Origin of the sequence: Falsiroseomonas sp. E2-1-a4, from assembly GCF_051433165.1 — a bacterium.
GTDB lineage: Bacteria > Pseudomonadota > Alphaproteobacteria > Acetobacterales > Acetobacteraceae > Falsiroseomonas.
Genome location: NZ_JBHMFS010000030.1, coordinates 25,025 through 42,546, shown reverse-complemented (window position 1 = coordinate 42,546; position 17,522 = coordinate 25,025). Strand labels below are relative to the sequence as shown.

17 protein-coding genes are annotated in these 17,522 nt (G+C 66.7%); 7 read left to right on the top strand and 10 right to left on the bottom strand.

The genetic code is table 11. From position 1 onward, the window contains the following. From ACFHNC_RS22605 to ACFHNC_RS22595, 3 genes are all read left to right on the top strand, one after another. A partial coding sequence (locus ACFHNC_RS22605) for a restriction endonuclease subunit S (protein ID WP_437171507.1) occupies positions 1 to 1,296 on the top strand: 1,296 nt, incomplete at its 5' end. Next, entirely contained in the window at positions 1,293 to 2,852 is a 1,560-nt protein-coding gene (locus ACFHNC_RS22600) for a restriction system-associated AAA family ATPase (protein WP_437171506.1), read from the top strand. The genes ACFHNC_RS22605 and ACFHNC_RS22600, both read left to right, overlap by 4 nt. A 118-nt stretch (positions 2,853 to 2,970) precedes the next feature. Beyond that, on the top strand, positions 2,971 to 4,023 hold the full coding sequence (locus tag ACFHNC_RS22595; protein WP_437171505.1) for a hypothetical protein: 1,053 nt from the start codon (positions 2,971 to 2,973) through the stop codon (positions 4,021 to 4,023). 42 nt (positions 4,024 to 4,065) lie between these two features. Here the strand turns inward: ACFHNC_RS22595 and ACFHNC_RS22590 are convergent, their stop codons facing one another. Beyond that, positions 4,066 to 4,578, bottom strand: a complete 513-nt coding sequence (locus ACFHNC_RS22590) for a hypothetical protein (protein ID WP_437171504.1) — start codon at positions 4,576 to 4,578, stop codon at positions 4,066 to 4,068. A 546-nt stretch (positions 4,579 to 5,124) separates the two neighbouring features. Here ACFHNC_RS22590 and ACFHNC_RS22585 point away from each other — a divergent pair. After that, positions 5,125 to 5,355 (top strand): PAS domain-containing protein, encoded by a 231-nt coding sequence (locus tag ACFHNC_RS22585; RefSeq protein WP_437171503.1) that lies wholly within the window; start codon positions 5,125 to 5,127, stop codon positions 5,353 to 5,355. 20 nt (positions 5,356 to 5,375) lie between these two features. On the opposite strand, the gene ACFHNC_RS22580 is transcribed toward ACFHNC_RS22585, so the two are convergent. Then, positions 5,376 to 6,941 (bottom strand): winged helix-turn-helix domain-containing protein, encoded by a 1,566-nt coding sequence (locus ACFHNC_RS22580; RefSeq protein WP_437171502.1) that lies wholly within the window; start codon positions 6,939 to 6,941, stop codon positions 5,376 to 5,378. 819 nt (positions 6,942 to 7,760) lie between these two features. Here ACFHNC_RS22580 and ACFHNC_RS22575 point away from each other — a divergent pair. The 3 genes from ACFHNC_RS22575 to ACFHNC_RS22565 all read left to right on the top strand — a co-directional run bounded on the left by ACFHNC_RS22575 (position 7,761) and on the right by ACFHNC_RS22565 (position 10,023). Continuing rightward, positions 7,761 to 8,276, top strand: a complete 516-nt coding sequence (locus tag ACFHNC_RS22575) for a hypothetical protein (protein WP_437171501.1) — start codon at positions 7,761 to 7,763, stop codon at positions 8,274 to 8,276. 193 nt (positions 8,277 to 8,469) lie between these two features. Continuing rightward, positions 8,470 to 9,087, top strand: a complete 618-nt coding sequence (locus tag ACFHNC_RS22570; RefSeq protein ID WP_437171500.1) for a hypothetical protein — start codon at positions 8,470 to 8,472, stop codon at positions 9,085 to 9,087. Between the two features lie 90 nt (positions 9,088 to 9,177). Further along, entirely contained in the window at positions 9,178 to 10,023 is an 846-nt protein-coding gene (locus tag ACFHNC_RS22565) for a sulfite exporter TauE/SafE family protein (RefSeq protein ID WP_437171499.1), read from the top strand. A 340-nt stretch (positions 10,024 to 10,363) separates the two neighbouring features. On the opposite strand, the gene ACFHNC_RS22560 is transcribed toward ACFHNC_RS22565, so the two are convergent. The 8 genes from ACFHNC_RS22560 to ACFHNC_RS22525 form a co-directional block, all read right to left on the bottom strand. Further along, on the bottom strand, positions 10,364 to 10,771 hold the full coding sequence (locus tag ACFHNC_RS22560; RefSeq protein WP_437171498.1) for a hypothetical protein: 408 nt from the start codon (positions 10,769 to 10,771) through the stop codon (positions 10,364 to 10,366). After that, complete coding sequence (locus tag ACFHNC_RS22555) at positions 10,747 to 12,204, bottom strand: hypothetical protein (RefSeq protein ID WP_437171497.1); 1,458 nt, start codon at positions 12,202 to 12,204, stop codon at positions 10,747 to 10,749. Before ACFHNC_RS22555 ends, ACFHNC_RS22560 begins: the two co-directional genes overlap by 25 nt. 14 nt (positions 12,205 to 12,218) lie before the next feature. Continuing rightward, positions 12,219 to 13,691 (bottom strand): phage tail protein, encoded by a 1,473-nt coding sequence (locus tag ACFHNC_RS22550; RefSeq protein ID WP_437171496.1) that lies wholly within the window; start codon positions 13,689 to 13,691, stop codon positions 12,219 to 12,221. Between the two features lie 494 nt (positions 13,692 to 14,185). Next, positions 14,186 to 14,536, bottom strand: coding sequence for a DUF6950 family protein (locus ACFHNC_RS22545; RefSeq protein ID WP_437171495.1), 351 nt, complete (start codon positions 14,534 to 14,536; stop codon positions 14,186 to 14,188). 11 nt (positions 14,537 to 14,547) lie between these two features. Further along, positions 14,548 to 15,114, bottom strand: coding sequence for a hypothetical protein (locus ACFHNC_RS22540; RefSeq protein WP_437171494.1), 567 nt, complete (start codon positions 15,112 to 15,114; stop codon positions 14,548 to 14,550). Between the two features lie 105 nt (positions 15,115 to 15,219). Further along, positions 15,220 to 15,984, bottom strand: coding sequence for an alkylmercury lyase family protein (locus tag ACFHNC_RS22535; protein ID WP_437171493.1), 765 nt, complete (start codon positions 15,982 to 15,984; stop codon positions 15,220 to 15,222). Continuing rightward, on the bottom strand, positions 15,981 to 16,751 hold the full coding sequence (locus ACFHNC_RS22530; RefSeq protein WP_437171492.1) for an ABC transporter permease: 771 nt from the start codon (positions 16,749 to 16,751) through the stop codon (positions 15,981 to 15,983). The genes ACFHNC_RS22535 and ACFHNC_RS22530 overlap by 4 nt, the downstream gene beginning before the upstream one ends. After that, entirely contained in the window at positions 16,748 to 17,521 is a 774-nt protein-coding gene (locus ACFHNC_RS22525) for an ABC transporter ATP-binding protein (RefSeq protein WP_437171491.1), read from the bottom strand. Before ACFHNC_RS22525 ends, ACFHNC_RS22530 begins: the two co-directional genes overlap by 4 nt. Between the last annotated feature and the right edge of the window lies 1 nt (position 17,522).

The window sequence follows — 17,522 nt, the reverse complement described above, 5'->3', positions numbered from 1 at the left end:
TTAGCTGCATCGATTCCGCTCCCACCCCTCCCCGAACAGCGCCGGATCGTGGCGCGGATCGAGGCGCTCTTCGCCCGCACCCGCCGTGCCCGTGCCGACCTCGAACGCATCGCGCCGCTGGCAGAGCAACACCGCCGCGCCCTCCTCGCAGCCGCATTCAGAGGCGAACTGACAACAGGTGGACCTGCCAAACCCGGTGACCCGAGTGGCAAAGAAAACCTCGAACGGGTGCGCGCAGCCCGTCGCAAGACGATACACGACCGCCGCCGGCGGGAGGCGCTTGAGGCCATACCAACGCCAAGCGCCGCGTTCCCCGAGATTCCTTCTGGCTGGGCATGGGCCTGCGTGGAGGAAATCGCGTCTGACATCCCACGCTCGATCCAAAGCGGCCCCTTTGGTAGCGCATTACTGCATTCCGAATTCACCGATACTGGTCGATTGGTCATCGGTATCGACAATGTGCAGGATGGTCGCTTCTCCCCTGGTTCGCAGAACCGGATCAGCGACGAGAAGTTTGCGCAGCTCGCGCGATTCCAGGCGCGCCCGCAGGATGTTGTCATCACCGTGATGGCGACCGTCGGCCGGTGCTGCGTGGTGCCAGCGGATATCGAAACCGCCATCATAACCAAACATGTTTATCGTATTTCGGTGGATCCCCGGCTCGTCAATCCGCATTATTTGATGAACGCGCTGCGCGGCTGTGAGGCTGCACTCGAACATATGGGTGCGAACATTCGTGGCCAAACCCGGCCCGGGATTAACGGGGAAATCTTGAAGTCTCTATTCATCCCGCTTCCCTCTCTTGCCGAGCAGCAATTGATCGTGGACCGTCTCAACCAAGGCCTCGCTGCAATCGAACAAGCCGAGCGACAAGCCACCCGCGCTCTCGCGCTCCTGGACCGCCTGGAACAGAGCATCCTTACCAGAGCCTTCCGCGGTGAATTGGTCCCCCAGGACCCCAACGATGAACCTGGCAACATACTGCTGGAGCGGACCAAGGCAGGGGGTGACGCCGGAGGCGAAAAGCCGACAAGCGGGCGTGGGCGGAAGCCAAATAGATCGAAAGAGCAATTGATGCTGGATAAACCAATGGCGGCGCGCGACCGGCTCTTGAAGGACAGCGAAAAGTGGCCGACGACTGGCCTTCCCTTTGAAGCCATAGCCATGCGCAATTTGATGCCCCATGACACTTTGCGCGATGCCTTGTTTGAGCTTCTATCCGGCCCATCCCCTGCTTTGCAGCAGCATTTCGATGCCGAGGCAGAAGTAATGGTTATCCAGCGGGTCGCGGCATGAGGCTTCGACGCCTTCAGGTCACCCGCGCGTCAAAATGCGGCGGCCTGCTCGATTGGGCCGATATCTGGCTAGGGCGGGCGGAGACGGAAACAAACAATCAACCGCTTGAACCGTTATGCCTGATCGGACCGAATGGTTCGGGAAAATCTCAGTTTCTACAGCTTGTAGCCGAGATATTTCAGGCGGCCTGGCACGCCCATGCACCAGGCGAAGAGCGGGACTCGGCAAATTCTGATGCGATCTTTGAACTAGAGTACTTGATCAGGCCAAGCACAGACGATCCTTATGTACTGACGAAGTTGTCCCGGACGGCCAAGGGTAAGTACGCTGGTCCTATCGAACTCCACGTCCAGAAAGGCGACGATTGGATTTCGGTCAAGCTGGGAACATCGGATTTTGGGAGGCATTTGCCGTCGCTGATCATCGGTTACACGTCCGGTGACAATGAAACGATGAGCCTGCCCTTCATGGTGAGCCGTGCGGGCTATGCCAATTCGGTGGCGACGGCGGCGCTAGCAAAGGCCGCGCCAGCCGAGCCGCCGCCTGACAACCGCGCATTGCTAATCGACTATGGGACCAACCTTGAAGTCCTGTTCGCCAACCTGACGATGGCGAAACCGGAAGTGCGCAAGGACATCCTTCAGCACGCCCGGCTTGAGGACCTTGCCTCATGCCGGTGCGTCATACGAATGGCGCACTCCGCAGCGCCCAAAGCCCCGGCTTCAGCAAAGAAGGTCGGGGGTCGTAAGGGCATACAGCTCACGGGGGAGCTTGAAGATATCCTGCGAAAGCTGAAGCGGTCAGCCACTTGCTGGCATCTGGACGAGAAGACTGAGTCCTACACGTTTGACTATTTCGTCGACGGCGCGACGCGGCAGGCCCTTTCGCACTTTTTCCACAGCGCGCTCGACCTCTATCGGTCCTTGCATAAATTTGCGTTACTCAACGACCTTGTAATCCCCAAATCCGCGCGGGAACGTATGCGCAAGGCTGTACGCGAGAGGCGATTTGCTACCCGCTTGCCCGAACCTCAGCAGGACGACATGGTCTTCGCGTTCGAAGAAGTCCGGTTCCATCCTTGCTCTGACAAGGCCGACCGGACGCCCGTAGACTATGTCGCGCTGTCTGACGGCGAACATCAGCAATCGCTGATCCTTGGCCTATTTTCGATGATCATCGAACAAAACGCGCTGTTTCTGCTCGACGAGCCGGAATCGCACTTCAATCCCCAGTGGCGCGTGCAGTTCGTGAAACGCTTTCTTAATCTGCATGTGGAACGCGGCGAGCAAGATGTCCTGCTCACGTCACATGCCCCATTCGTTCCGGCTGACATTTCCCGCGAACAAGTGCTAATTTTCAAGCGGCAGGGCCACACACTCGAGGTCAGCAACCCAGAGATCGAAACGTTCGGCGCGAACTTCGACCGCATCCTGGAGCATTGCTTCGAGATCAGGCCGCCCCTGTCACAGCTTGCCCGCGATGAAATCGAGGGCTCCTGGACAGCAATGACATTGGAAAGCTGGAAGCCGCACTACCGCCGTTGGGAGCGTCGGTAGAAAAATCGTTTGTCGCTGACCGTCTGCGTCAACTAAAAAAGGGGCGTGTGACGTAGTGCTATTCTCATACCCGCCAGCTGGATTTCAGGATAACTGGCTGCACGAGACTCTAACCGAGATGTTAGCCTCCGACATGGCTGCGATAGATGCTGGCCAGCCGCGCTCGCGCTGGCCCACATGCATTCCGCTGAAACGCCGCGAAAAACTCCGGAAAAAATACGGCCTAAAAAGCCGACGGGCTGCGTTCCTTGATTGCTATCAAGCGTTAGGAGCTGCAGATCGAGTCCGTGTTCATGATGCGATGAGAAGACACAATGCGTTTCCAGCCATCTTCGACGATGGCCAGCCTTGCTTTGGCATATCCGATCTTCCAGAAGATATGGGCAGGGCAGTAAAAAATATCTTCGAACTTGCCTTCGACCTTTTAACCGACCTGGGTCTGCGCGACGCGAACTATAAGCTCGTGTACGAGCATTTGAAATACAAGATTTGTGCCTTTTGTGGTGTAGAATTGCTCGATGCGCCGGGTCAAAAACGGGAAGCGCTGGATCACTACCTTCCCATCGCCGCTTATTCTTTTCCAGGGGTAAATTTTCGAAATCTCTCCCCGATGGGCACGAAGTGTAATTCGCGGTACAAATTTCGACAGGACATATTTGTTAACCCTGCGACTGGGAAGCGCCGTACCTGTTGCGATCCATACGACAGTCCTACAATTTCGCTGTCGTTGAATGCTAGTCGTCCATTCGAAGGTCCGCGCGTTGACCTCGTGACCTGTCCCGAGTGGGCCATCCAATGGGAGGGCGGAGATCCTGAAAAACTTCAGACTTGGGACTCAATCTTCGCGATCTCAGAACGATACCGGGAGTCGTCACTAAATCCGAATTTTCGAAGCTGGATCGATCATTTTTGTCAATGGGCTGCTCGGCAGCCGCATGATGCGGGCAGCCCGGAATTACTGCGTAGTGTGCTTCGCGAATTCACCGAGATAATCATACCTGAAGGCTTAACAGATTCGGCGTTCTTAAAGCGCGCGACATTTCAGATGCTGGAAAAGCACTGCGACAGCACGGAGGGCGGTCGCCGAATATTCGACTGGTTACATGGACAAATCTTGGATCATAGTGCGCTCGCTGCACCCGTCGCACATTCGGCGTCTCCATTGGAATAGGAAGCCCGGCGATACGCCTTTGCGGCGCCGACTGTCGCTGGCTCAGCCAACTGGGAGTGGCTCGCGCTGTGCCTCCCACTCCACCGGAAACGGCTCCATCAGCCGCGGCAGCGTCATCTCATCCGACTGCCGCCCGTCCAGGATCGCCTCGACGATGTCGGGGGACAGCAGCGTGAGGCGCAGCAGGCGCGAGACGTAGGACGAGTTGATCTTCTCGGCTGCCGCCAGCTCGTCGATCGTGCCATAGCGGCCCGCCTCCATCATCCGCCGCCAGCGGAACGCCCGTGCCAGCGTCTTCACCAACGTGATGTCCGCAGCCGAGACGCCGCGGGACGCCATGCCGCCCGGCGTCAGCACCAGCTTTCGCCCGCCGCGCTGCTTCCGGACCGCCAGCGGCACCCGCACGGTCAGCATCTGCGCGGCGCCGGTCATGCTGCCGCCCTGGGCGCTTCGGCGGGTGGCCCGGCCCAGGTCCCGCGCCAGGCTGGCCAGCCCCTCCAGCTTCAGCCGCACGTCGGCGCCGCCCACCCCGATGTCCACTCGGTCGACCAGCAAGCGGATGATGCGCGCCTGCTCCGCGGGGAATAGCTCCTCCCACAGCGGGTCCAGCCGCTCCAGCGCCTGGCGGAGCCTCCTCTTCTACGAAGTCCGCAAAATGCCGTGCGGCATCAAGGCTGCCAGACGCCCGCGCCGGTTCGCTGCAGGCCGCCCAAAGCCGGCACCTCGAAGTGGGGATTTATGTGGGGAAATCTTAAGCGCTGCGCTAGATGCCGCAGACCAGCTCATGTTTTGGCGGAGGAGGTGCGACCGGTTACAAGCGGTCGCTGAGCGCCCCATTTGGCCACGGGCCGGCAGGCGGGTCGATGTCGATGGCTCATATCAACCCTTTCACCTCGGAACGGAGTCCAGGCTAGTCTTCGCGCCACCCAGAACTGCTGCTGGCCTTGCGCGGCCCAGCCGGAGGGCCGCGCCCAAGCGCCAGCTCAACCTGCGGCGCAGCCTGCGTTCTGTCTGTCGCTGCAACTTGCCTTGTCGAGAGCCGACGTGTCCGCGGCATGACCGCCGCGCTACGAGCAGCCTTGGCGTCAGCCCGCGAAGGAGTTGCTGGCGGACTTCTCCCGCTTTGAGGCGACGCTGCACCCCGACGACCGCGGCATCGTCAATGCCCGCAAGGTGGCCCAGCCACGTGGCGAGCCGGTGGTGTCGGAGTACCGCATACTGCGTCCGGACGGAGAGATACGCTGGATCCTCGAACGCAGATCCTTGATCTCCACGGCACCGGCTGACTCTCCGTCACGATCAGATCGGCGAGGGTCCGCATCGCGATGGTAGCAGAAACGAGGGCGCGCCCCTTATTCGGGCAGGCCGGCCTGGCGAAGCTGATCGAAGAAGCGGACCCGCACGGCGGGCGGCAGCGTGGTGCGCAGCGCGAAGCCGCGCAGGCTGAACCCGGGATCCAGCTCCAGCAGGCGCCGCGCGGCCTCGCGAGCCTCGGACATACGGCCGGCCGCGACGAGGCTGACGATCAGCGCCCGCCATGTCGCCTGGTGCCGGGGGTTGGAGGCGATGGAGGTGCGGCCCCATGCGATTGCCTGCTCCCAGTTCCCGGCCGTGTAGTGCGCCTGGGCCAGGATATGCTCGTGCAGGAAGGCGAAGGGATCGACGGGGGCGAGGCGCACGGCGCGCTCCGCCCAGGCGACCGCCTCCTTGCCCTCGTCCCGCCAGTTGCGGAGCGCGGCGCCGCCGCTCCAGGCCAGCGCGCAGCTCGGGCTGGCGGCGACCGCCTGGTCGAACAGGCGCTCCGCTAGGTCGAAGTCCCGCTCGATATGGCCGACCAGCAGGCCGCGCGCCGTTAGCGCCAGGCTGTCGTTGCGGTCGCGCTCCAGCGCGGCGGAGGTCGCGCGCGTCGCGGCGGCCTGGTCCGCCGCGATGTCGTCCGACCATCCCTGCGCCACCCAGAACACGTACCACCAGCCGAGATGGCCGTAGGCCAGCCCGTGCCCGGGATCGGCGGCGATCGCCTGTTCCAGCAGCGCGCGGCCGCGCTCCATCGCGGCGCGGTCGAGTTGCCGCATCTCGTCGAGCGCGCGCAGCGCCAGCTCATAGGCGGTCAGGCTCGCGGGCGGCTTGCGCATCGCCCGCGCCAGCTCGCGCTGGCGCACCTCGGGGGCGATCGTGGTCACCACCCGCTCCGCGATCAGGTCCTGCAGCGCGAAGAGGTCGTCCACATCGCCTTCGTAGCGGTCGCTGCGGATGATGGCGCCGGTGTCCGTCTCGCTCAGCTCCGTCGTGATGCGCAGCCGCTTGCCCGCGCGCCGCACGCCGCCGTAGAGCACGTAGCGCACGCTGAGCGCGCGGCCGACATCGCGCGGGTCGACCGTCGTCTCCGCCACCGCCAGCGACGAGCCGCGCGAGACCACGACGATCCGCTCGAGCCCCGAGAGAACATGCACGATGCCCTCGATGATGCCGTCGGCGAAATAGGCCTCTTGCGGGTCGGCGACGCCCCTGCGGAAGGGCAGCACCGCGATGGAGGGGCGGTCGTCGGGCAGCCCGGCCGGGCCGTCCCCGGCGGCGTGGCCGTCCGACCGCTCCGCCGCCACCTCGGCCTGCAGCAGGTAGCCGCGGCGGTACAGCGTCCTGAGCAGTCCGGCGCCGCCCTTGCCCATCGCCTTGCGCAGCTCCACCACGCACTGCGTTATGCTGTCGTCTGTGACGAAGACGCCGGGCCAGGCCGCCTCCATGATCTCGTCGCGCGTCACCACTTGGCCGGCGTTGTGCAGCAGCAAGCGCAGCAGCTCCAGTGTCTTCGGGCGCAGCAGCGTCTCCGCCCCGTCGGGTGCGAACAGCACGCCCAGCCCCTCGTCGAGGGTGCAGTGGCCGAAGCGGATCCGGTGCGCGCGCGCCTTGGTCTCCATTCCTGCCTACGCCCATCCCGCGCGTGTCCCTGGGCCTTCCAGCTAGCCGGAACGGACACACTCTATCGCAACGCAGCGCTGGCGCCACCTCCTGCCCGTCGCGAACGCGATCGCATGAAACATCTGCAACAGCGCAGATCATCCCGTATTCGGTGCCTGTCGCTGCACGTCCGCCTTGAGCAGCCAACCTAGGCTGCCCGCCGTTGGCGGGGCCCGCGAAGGAGTGCCGCAAGATGTGCGGCGTCACGTCGGCCGGCAGCCCGCCCGTCTTCGCGATGCGCGCGAACAGGGAGGGGGAAGCCGGTCATCGTCCCGTCGTCGCGCGAGGGCGGGAACACCTGCGCATCCAGGGCGCCCTGCCCTTGGGCTCGCAGCACGTCGCAGGCGGCGGCGGAGAGGGGGCGGAGGCTTTCGCCCGCATTGGTTTCCGGCGAGCGGGCGTTGCGCCTGGCGAGGTCGACCCTGTCCCACCGCAGCGTAAGCGCCTAGCCGCTGCGCCAGCCGGGAGCGCCAGGAAGCGAGCCGCTGCGATAGCGGCAGGCCACATCGTCACCTTGGCGGGCTTTCTGTCCTTCCGCGGCGGCGGCTTCGGTCGCAGCCGCTGGCTGGCGCTTCACGCCCCTTCTTGGCTTCGTTCAAGATGATCGTCACCGAGATTGCCCCGCGCGCCCTGCGCCCCCCAGGAGACGTTCGGACGCCGGCGCTGGCTCGCCGTCCCCCGCCTCAAGGGGCCGGTTTCGTGAATCTTTCGTCTTCGCTTCCTGATCGCCCTGCGCGCTCGTGCGACTGATTAGGCGACGGTTTGTGGGCGAGGTCGGTATGCACAGGATCTGGACCAAAGTGCTGGCGGTGGCCGCGTTCTGTGCGGCCGGGGGAGAGCAGGCCTGGACCTACCCGCTCACGCTGGAAACACGGTCCCAGCTGATCGACTTGCCAGCGCCGGACGGGTTCGCCACCGCGGCCCTGCCCCGTGCCGACGTGCTGTGGGAGGGCGCCGAGGTAGAGGACGATGCCCGCAGCCTTCTCGCGGATGCCATTCCCGGAGCGGTCGTGCAGTCCCTCGTGGCGTACCCCTACGAGCCCGGCCCTGGCGTCAGCGGCTATGTCGCCTGTGGCGCTATTCGGCGCACCAATGAGGTCGTCGGCTTCGCCGTCTTCTACGTGGCCACCGAGGAGACGGTCGGGTTCGTCCGCGCCGGTGGGCCGATCGTAGTGGGATCGAGGGCGCATGCTGCGTCGTCGAGCGAGCTTGTCTGGGAGCTCTGCCGCCGCGCCGGCCTGGCAGGGACGACGACAGAGGTCTCGTTCACCGGCACCGAGCCCCGCGCTCGCTGAACGCACCGGCGCTTCGAAAGGCGGGGGCCTTGGGTCCGTCGTTGGTCCGCCCCCGCCCAACATGGACTCGCATCGTTGGCTGCCGCGCTCAGGCGCGCATGCCTCCACGGGATGACTGGATTGAAGCACGCCGATGTCAGCCACTCCCCCTCCACTCGAAACTGCGCTTCGTAATTGGCCGGCGCTGTGCCTGTTGGTTGGGCTGCTGCTGGGCCACGCCGCGCCCGCATCGGCCACGCGCGAACAGCCGCCTGAGCCTTTCTGCGAGATCGGGATGTTTCGCGCCGACGACGCCAAAGGTATCCTGGTCGTGCCGCCGGGCGCGCCCGATTGGCAGACACCGCACGTTTCCGCCCTGCACGATGCCCTTGAGCCGGATGGCCGCGCCGGCCTCTCTACTGATCAATCGCTCGGCACCGGTGTCGCTGTGCTGGAAATCGAGGCTTTCGAGGCTGATTCCCTCAATGCCCTGCTCGATGCGCTGGCGCGCCATCCGCGGGTGGCGGGCCAGCCCAGAGGTCTGCTGGGCTTTGGCGCGGGCTCCCGGATGGCGGCGGAATGCTCCGGGCCGGTCGCCACGCGGGCGCTGCTGTATCCGGGCTGCTGCGGGCTTGTCCGGGCCGCGATGCGGGGTGGGCCGGTGCTGTTGATGCATGGCACGGCCACTTCGGCCGATGAACCGGATGGCTGCGCCAGCGTGGGCCGGACGCTCAGCGCCGCGGGAGCCAGAGTACGACTGCGGACGCTGGTGCTTTCCGCCGGCGACGTCGCGAACTGTTGCGCGGCGAGCCTGCTGGGCGGTCGGCGGTGAGGTGCTGCCTTGCAGATCCGCGAGGATCGACCCGGCACACGCGGCCAATCCGGGCGCCAACCGTGCGGCACGACACCATGGGCGCGCGCCATGCAGCGTGATGCGACGGGAGCGGTGCCGCGCCGCGATTCTCCTTTTTCGGTCCTCGGGTGCTGCACACTGGCGGCGGTGGCCTACGCCGGGACGGTCGGCGCGATCTGGCCGGGACTGGACATGCTGCTGCCTTTGCTAGCGGTGTTCCTGGCGTCGGCCGTCGCATCGATCGCGGGCTTCGCCTTCGCGCCCATCTGCGCAGTGATGCTGGTGCATCTGGTCGATGAACCGATGCGGATCGTATCGATCATTCTGGTCGCCAGCATCGCCATGCAAGGCTATTCGGTACTCCACCTGTGGCGGGACCTGGACTGGCGGGGCGGGGTGCCGTTCCTGCTCGGCGGCCTGGCAACGCTGCCCTTGGGGCTGATGCTGCTGCTGCAAATCAGCGGTCGTGGCCACATCCTCCTTCTGGGTACGCTGCTGATGGTCTTTGCCACCTGGATGCTTTGGCGGCCACCGTCAGCGCCGCAGGACGCGGGGCCGCGCTGGGCGCAGGTGCTGGTCGGAGCCGCAGGCGGAGTCGCGGGCGGGCTTCTTGCGTTCCCGGCGGCGCCGGTGGTGGTTTGGTGCGGCGTGCGCGGCCTTGGTCGGGGCGCGGCGCGCGGACTGACGCAGCCGTACATCCTGATGATGCAGGTCGCGGCACTGCTGCTGTTGCAGGTGATGGACCCGGGGCGTAGGGCGTTGTCCAGCGCCGACCCGGAGCTGCTGCTCACCGTGGCACCGGCGCTGTTCGGGACCGTGTGTGGGCTGGCTTTGTTTGACCGGCTTTCGGACCAGCAGTTCGGGCGAACACTTAGTGGAATGCTGCTGGTGGCGGGGGGCACGATGGTACTGTGACGGGTGCTTCGCATCCGGACGATCGTGCTGCAGATGCAGCCGACTGTTTGGCACAAGGAAGAATCCTTGGCCACAAACACTGCTGCTGCCATGCTGAAGCGTTCGTCGCGATGGTGGAGACACATCGATGGCCGTCCTAGGAAGGGCCACGCCGCATAAGCGCGTCCCTGGCCAAAGGCCTGGCCCGGATCAGCGCGAAGAGCTGCTCCGGATTTGGGGCCATGTCGATGACGACGGCCGTAAGATGCTGCTGTTCTTTGCACGCCAATTAGCCCGTTAGCAGGGTCTGGTGCTGGCCGATACGCCGCTGATGGTCACCAATCGCGTGTTCTGACCTCGTTCAGGGCACCCGCCGCTTCACCACCCCCACCGACAGCGTCGCCGCCGCGAGATCGAACGTCGCCCCCGAGATGTTCCGCGCCACCATGCGCACCGTGTTGTTCGACCACACCGCCGCATCGAGTTCGATGAACCGAGTCGACGATACCAGCGACGCCTGCGCGAAATCCCCCGCCCGCGCCCCGTTCACGGTGACGTCGAGCAGCGATGTCGCTCCGGGCGCCAAGCTCGGCAGATCCCAGGATACCTCCGCCGCAAACTCCCGTCGCCCTGAGCCGAACAGCGCCCCCGTCAACAGCGGCGTCCCGTTCAGCACGGCGGGTGCAGCCTCGGGCAGCCCGTAGAGCCGCAGCGACTGCAGGTCGATCGGCCCATCGAAGCCGATCACCCCCACCTGCGCATAGGCCACGGATGCGCCGACGCGGATGGTCTGCGCCGATTGAAGTTCGCATCGTCCATGGGCGCGCCGGCGTTCCAGCCCTTGGCGGGCCCGTTCCATTGCATCGTGGTGATCGAGGCCAGCACGTCGCCCGCGACGTCCTCGCGGACATTTCCAGCGCCATCAAACACCCGCACGAACAGACGGCCGCCCGACGCCCCGTTCGTCAGCCAATGCGCCAGCGCGAACTCCTTCGCCTGGGAGGTATCCAGCATCCACCCCAGCCCACGATTGGCCGCCAGCGTCACCGCGCGGTCGGTCGGCGTCAGGTCGGTCAGCCCATTGAAGCAGAAATCAGCCATGAAGGTTGCGGTGGTGGTCGAGGTGGCGATGGTGATCAGCCCTTCCACCCCGACCTCCGTCGCCGACTGCCGGAACGCCGCCGCTCGGGTGTTCGGCACGCCGGCGAGGAAGCGCTGGAAGCGCGACGCCGGTGCCCGATGGCGGTTGATCACGGCATTGCCGCAGCGGCTGGCCGTCGCGGTGTAGTCGATCCCCACCAGGTAGGTGTTGGTCCAGGCGATGTCGTACTCGCAATCCTGCGCGCCCGCCGTGTGCCGTGCTGCCAGCGGCGAGCAGGCCTCCATGCGCATGTTGCGCGCGATGATGGCGCTGCCCGAGGTCTGGTTCAGGAAGGGGATGGCGATGTTGCTGCCGGCCTGGCGCAGCTCGAAGTTCGGCGCGTCGAAGACGTGGCGGTTGTGGTTGGAATAGGCGCCGACCTCATTGCCGAAGCGCACCCCGAACCGGTCCTGCGCCGCGTTCACCCCGGTCGCGTGCGCGAAGTGGCCGCCATAGTAGCGCACGGAGGTGTTCCACGCGGTGGCGGTGGCGCACCAAATGTCGAGGCCGATGCGGTTGTTGACGATGCGCCCGAGCGTGAAGGTGCTGTCCTCCACCCCGCGGCCATCGCCCAGCGTGCGCATGCCGATGGTGAAGCCCTCGACGCGGCGCAGCTCGATCTGCGAGGCATCGACGTTGCGCACGGTGATGCCGATATCGGCCTCGGAGGACCAGTCGGACTGCGTCTGCCGGATGACGTTCAACCCGCTGTAGAGCTTCTCCGCGTTGCGGATGGTGCCGCCATCGCCCAGCACCAGCATGCTGGTGGGCGCGGTGCCCGTGTAGCGGATGGTGCCCTGCATGATCAGGCCGCGCGCCCCGCCTGGCAGGGTGACGGTGCCGGAGACGTTCCAGGTACCGGGCGGGATCATCGCGAATTTCTGGTCCGCGCCGGCGCGATCGAAGGCCGCCTGGATGGCGGTGCGATCATCGGCCACGCCGTCGCCGAGCCCGCCGAAATCATTCGGCAGCACCGCCTCGCGATCCCGCAGGTACCTCGCGAAGTCGCTCTTGTTGAGGTTGGCGTTGAGGACGAGCAGGTCGTCGATGCGTGCCGGCATTTTTCCCGAGTCTCCTACAGGGCGGTGGCGGTGACTGGGCCGGCGAAGTCGGAAACGTTGCCCTCGGCCGAGACGCTGCGGAGCCAATACCAGCGGGCCTGACCGGTGGTGAGGCCGGTGCGGTCCCAGGGCAGCGCGGTGGGCTCCGTGGCCAGGCTGGCGCTGTCCGCCTCGAACACCTGCAGCCGTACGGCGCCGATGGGGACGCCGCCCGAGAGGCGCACGCCGCCGGTGATGCCGAGGGCCGCCGGCGCGGTCACCGCACCTGGCACCGCCGCCTCCCGCCAGCCCGACACGGCGCCACTGCGCGCCACGGCGCGCGCCCGAAAGGCGGTAGGCTCCGTGGTGGGGACCGAGGCCGCGGTGGCGCCCAGGGCGCCCCCGTAGCCCTGCCAGACGGCAACGGAGGCCGGCAGGAACTCGAGCTCGTAGCCGGCGAGAAAGGCCGAGCCCACGGGAGACCAGGACACGCCCAGCGCCCAAAAGGCGGCGGTGACAGGCGTTGCCACGGCAATGGCGGCCGGCGCGGCGATGATGCCCGGGTTGGGCAGCACCACCGAGGGGCTGTCGCCCGCGGCGCGCTCGTCCACCGCCGGGTTCCAGTTCCATACGGCGGGGTCCTCCTCGGACAGCGCCAGATCCACCCCGCCATCCGGCGACAGCCGCCAGCCGGTCACCCGCGCCGGAAAGGCCCCCACGCGATCGAGCGCCACCGTCACCCCATCCCAGGGCCGCAGCCGCAGCGCCGACAGGTTCGCCGGAAACGCCACCTCACGCTGGCGCCGCACCCGTTCCAGCTCGGCCTTCATCAGCCGCTGCACGGTGGCCACCGAGGTGGTGAGCGGGAATTCCAGATCGCGAAAAATCTGCTCGCCGCCATCCTCGGCCACGTAGTTGGCGGCGAGCAGCGGCGGGGCGTCGGTGGGCTGCCAGTTTTTCGCGGGGTCGACATAGACCGCCCGCACCCCGTTGAAGAGGTCCCGCCGCGGCCGGCTCCCTGGATGGTGACGTCGCCGCGCAGGTCGTCCGAGGTGAGTGTGGCGGAGGGCAGCGCGGGCCCGCCCGCATGGATAAAGAACCGCCCGCCTGAGACCACCATAGCCCCGGCCATGGCGGCGACGAGCTTGCGGGTGATGGCGATCTTGCCCTCGCCGAGCGAGACGCGGCCGTTCACCGTGTAGCGGCGCTCGTGCAGGCCGGCGCGGGTGCCGATCAGCTCGTCGCAGATGTTGGTGGCGGCCATCAGCGCCGGGATGTCGATGTCGTCCCAGGAGGCTTTCCAGCCGAAGGGCGCGGTGAGGTACCAGGCCAGGCACAGCGCGGGATTGTCGGACCACCCTAAGGCACCGGTACGGGGGTCGAGGATGGTGTCGGCGCCCTCGACCAGGGCGGCGATGTTGGGCGGGCCGGCGGGAAAGGCCTCGGCCGTGATTTTCAGGCGCAGCGCGACATAGGCGCGGCCGCGACCGCGGTGGTCGGCGGTCCATTTGCCGCTGGTCTCGGTGATGAGGTTGGCGTCGGCCGGCTGGTCAATTGTGCCCAGGTGGCGATCGACCCGCACCAGGCCGGCGAACTTCGCGTCGGTCGCCAGGGTGTCGCCCAGCCAGACACCGCCGATGCCACGCACGTGATGCGCGGCCAGCACCATCACCGAATAGAACCAGCCATCGGCGCGGCCCTCGTCGTCGGGTGCCGAGTGGATGAACACGATGGGCCCGCCGACCTTGCAACGGCCAAAGACGATCTGGTGCTCGGTGATGGGCTGGCGAAAGGACTGGGTGCGGCCGGCGCCGGGGGCGGAGGGGTCGTCGCCGGGCCGAGTTGGGGCGGTCGGGCGCTTGGCCGGAAAGACCGAGGCGCCGATGGAGGAGACGACGAAGGCTGCCCCGGCGCCGACCAGCGCACCGAGCAGGCCGCCGCCGAGGGCGGCGGAGGCCACGCCGCCGGCGACGACGGCGATGAGGGGGATGGTAGCGGGCATTCAGCCAATCCTCCAAGCGGTGGTGCAGTCAGTGACCGGGAGGCGGATGAGGCCGCGCGGCCCGACGAAAGCGGCGCGGCCGCCGTCCACGACGATGCCCAGCCGCGGCGGATCGCCTGCCAGGACCACATCGCCCATGCGGGCAAAGGCGGGCGGGATGCGGGGAAAGCCCGCGCTGTCCGCGGAGGCGGCGAGATCCGGCAGCACGCGGACGCGGGGCCGGGTGCCGGTCACCGCCTCCACGGCCGCCCGCGCGAAGAGGGCGCAGTTCCACTGGCCCGGATGGAAGGCGCGCGCCTCCGCCGCTGACAGCAGGGCTGCCAGCCCGGTCGGCCAGTCGGGGTGGCGCATGGGGGCTCGGCCTACCGCGCCGGCAGCCGGATCTCGGCCTCCTGCAGCGCCGGCACGTATTCGAAGAACCGGTCGCCCGGATACTCGGCCTGCTGGTAGGCATCCGTGTAGCGGCGCACCTCGGCCCGCTCGAGGTCCACCAGCCGGCTCTCGCAGGTGAGTGTCACGCGCGGTTCGGCACCGTCCGTCACCTGCATGGTGTCCATCAGCCCGGCCCACAGCGGAAACGGGTCGGCGATAAACGCGCCCTCGGCATCGAGCAGCGCGCCCCACAGCCGGGCCGGCCGCAGCCGAAAGCTGCGCTCGGCCAAGGCGATGTCCACCACCTCCTGCGGCACCGGAGAGAGCGCGAGGGACAGGCGGACGGCGCGCAGCTCCACCGTCTCCTCGATCTCGCCCACGGCGCCGATTGAGCCCACGCCCTCAAAGACCTTACCGGCCCAGTGCAGCAGGCCGAGCCCGGTCCAGGCGCGGAAGGCACCCGAGGCGAAGTCGAGCTCCACCATCACCACGGGGGCAGCGACCGGCGCAGTTGCGGAGGCCGCCGCGTGGGCGGAGAGACGCGGTGTGCCGAACATCGAGGGAATTCCGCATACTGAGTGTGATTGAGGTGGAGCTGCCCCGGCCGCGTGCCGCCCCTGCACCGCTCTGGCGATCGATTCTCGGCGGCTAAAACACCAGCGCTATGCCGTGCCTTGAAGCATTGGTCCGAACAGCGCTCGGCCGACCTCCAGCGCTTGCTGCAATGTCAGCCTGTGGCCCGCACCGTGCGGATCGACCTCGCGTCGCCAGGCATCAAGGTGGGCGTCGCCGCAGAAAAAGACCTTGAGCAAGCAGCCTGATGTCGCGGCGCAGCCGCCTGAATATCGGATCCCAGACCACACCACGGCCATCCCAGGCGCCGAGCAGGCCAGGCTGCGCCCATTATCGCTGGTCCGCACTGCGATCTGCGTACCGCAATGCGCACAGCTTGAGGTGATGCGGGACGCCACGGAAAGCATCGCCCCGGCCCCCAACGCATCGATTGCGCAAAGCGCATGCACCGGCAGTGTCGCCTCCGCCAGCAAGACACGGTGCGGAGTGGGTCTCGCGCTGAAGGGGTAGCTGGCGAGCACGTTTTGCTCCGTTGGATCCAGCACAAGAAGGTCGCGCTGCTGCAGGCGCCGCAGCAGGTTGCGAACCTCCATCGCATCGCGACCGGTGGCGTCGGCGAGATCCGCGATGGCCGGCCCGGCATCCTGCGAGACGAGGTGGCGCAGCACAGCACGGCGCACCGCATCCTCGGCCGCATCGAGGCCGGCCCAGCGCGTCCGGCGCTCCGATACCGCCATGCTGTCGGCCAACGCCCTCCGCGCCGTGGGCTCGGTCACGCAAGACCAGTCCGGCACCTCCAGGCCAGGGCGCAAGGTGATGGTCTCGCCCGGCATGAAATCGGCGACGAGGCTCACGGCTGGCGCCACCGCAGCAGCCGTCGCTCAAGTTGTTCGGCCAGGAAAAACAGCAGCAGCACGAATACCATGATGAGCAGGACCAGCGCGAGCGACAGCGAGGCGTTGTAGGTGCTCTGCGCGAATTGCAGCAGATAGCCGAGGCCGCGGGCGGAGGCGACAAACTCGCCGACGACGGCGCCGGTAAATGCAAAGCCCACTGCAACCTTCAGGTTGCCCATGACCCACGAGACGACGGAAGGTACATAGACCTCCCGCACCAGCACGGCGCGACCGCCGCCGAGGGTGCGCACGCGCTCAACCAGGCGCTGGTCTACCTCCTTCACCCCGGAATAAACCGAAAAGAACACCAGCACCGCGACCAGCACCGTGGCTAGCGCGACCTTGGAGGCGAGGTCGATGCCCATCCAGATGACGAACAGCGGCGCCAGGATCACCCGCGGCACCGCGTTCAGCAGCATCATCACCGGCTCCAGCAATGCCGCGAGCAGCGGCACCAGCGCCGCCGCAAAGCCGAGCACGATGCCGATAAGGAGACCCGCCGCGAGACCCAGCAAGGCTGCGGTGAAGGTTGCCTGCAGGTGCTGCCAGATGCTGCCATCGGCGAACAGCCCAGCTGCGACCCGCGCCACCTCGCTGGGCGGCGCGGCATAGAGGGGATCAAGCAGTCCCGCCCAACCGGCAGACTCCCACAGCAGCAGCAGAAAGGACAGCGCCAGTACACGGCGCAGCCAGATGCGCTCCAACATAGGTGTGGCGGAGTTCATGCAGCGACAGGCTCCGGCAAGGGTTCGGCCGGAAGGCTGGATGCGCCTTCCAGGTCACGCCACAACTGGCGCAGCAACGGTGCAAAGGCGGGGTGGCCGCGTGTCGCGACCAGATCGCGCGGCCGCTCTATCGATACGGGGCGGCTCGCCAGGATACGCGCCCGTGGGCCGTTCGAAAGTACATGCACCACGTCAGATAGTGCGATGGACTCTTCCAAATCGTGGGTAACCAGCAACACAGAAATGCCCTCCCGCTGAACCAGGTTCAGCAGGTCTTGGGTAACGCGGGTCCGCACAATCGCATCCAGCGAGGCGAAAGGCTCGTCCATCAGCAATAGCCGGGGGCGCAGCGCCAGCACCTGCGCGATGGCCACCCGCTTGCGCTGCCCGCCGGAAAGCTGCCGGGGGAAGCGTCCGCCAAATCCGGCGAGGCCGAGGCGTGCCAGCCATTCCTCCGCCCGTGCCAGGGCATCGGCCTTGGACATGCCGTGAATCCGCAGGCCAAGCGCCACGTTCTGCGCCGCGGTGCGCCAGGGCAGCAGCGCGTCGTCCTGGAACAGGAAGCCGACCTCGGCCGGCGGCACCGACAGGTCGATGACCCCCGCCTGCGCGCGCTGAAGCCCGGTGATGGCGCGCAGCACGGAGGTCTTGCCCGAGCCGGAGGGGCCAACCAGGCTGGCGAATTGCGCTTCCTTCAGCGAAAGGTCGAGATTGGCCAGCACGGGCTCCGGCCCGCCATAGCCGAGGGTCAGGCCATTAATGCGCAGCACC

Coding starts and splice junctions, on each gene's coding strand:
- ACFHNC_RS22580 (WP_437171502.1), bottom strand. CDS start 6,941: ATGGAGACCAAGGCGCGCGCGCACCGGATCCGCTTCGGCCACTGCACC.
- ACFHNC_RS22565 (WP_437171499.1), top strand. CDS start 9,178: ATGCAGCGTGATGCGACGGGAGCGGTGCCGCGCCGCGATTCTCCTTTT.
- ACFHNC_RS22595 (WP_437171505.1), top strand. CDS start 2,971: ATGTTAGCCTCCGACATGGCTGCGATAGATGCTGGCCAGCCGCGCTCG.
- ACFHNC_RS22530 (WP_437171492.1), bottom strand. CDS start 16,751: ATGAACTCCGCCACACCTATGTTGGAGCGCATCTGGCTGCGCCGTGTA.
- ACFHNC_RS22550 (WP_437171496.1), bottom strand. CDS start 13,691: ATGGACCGCCGACCACCGCGGTCGCGGCCGCGCCTATGTCGCGCTGCG.
- ACFHNC_RS22555 (WP_437171497.1), bottom strand. CDS start 12,204: ATGCCGGCACGCATCGACGACCTGCTCGTCCTCAACGCCAACCTCAAC.
- ACFHNC_RS22540 (WP_437171494.1), bottom strand. CDS start 15,114: ATGTTCGGCACACCGCGTCTCTCCGCCCACGCGGCGGCCTCCGCAACT.
- ACFHNC_RS22600 (WP_437171506.1), top strand. CDS start 1,293: ATGAGGCTTCGACGCCTTCAGGTCACCCGCGCGTCAAAATGCGGCGGC.
- ACFHNC_RS22575 (WP_437171501.1), top strand. CDS start 7,761: ATGCACAGGATCTGGACCAAAGTGCTGGCGGTGGCCGCGTTCTGTGCG.
- ACFHNC_RS22545 (WP_437171495.1), bottom strand. CDS start 14,536: ATGCGCCACCCCGACTGGCCGACCGGGCTGGCAGCCCTGCTGTCAGCG.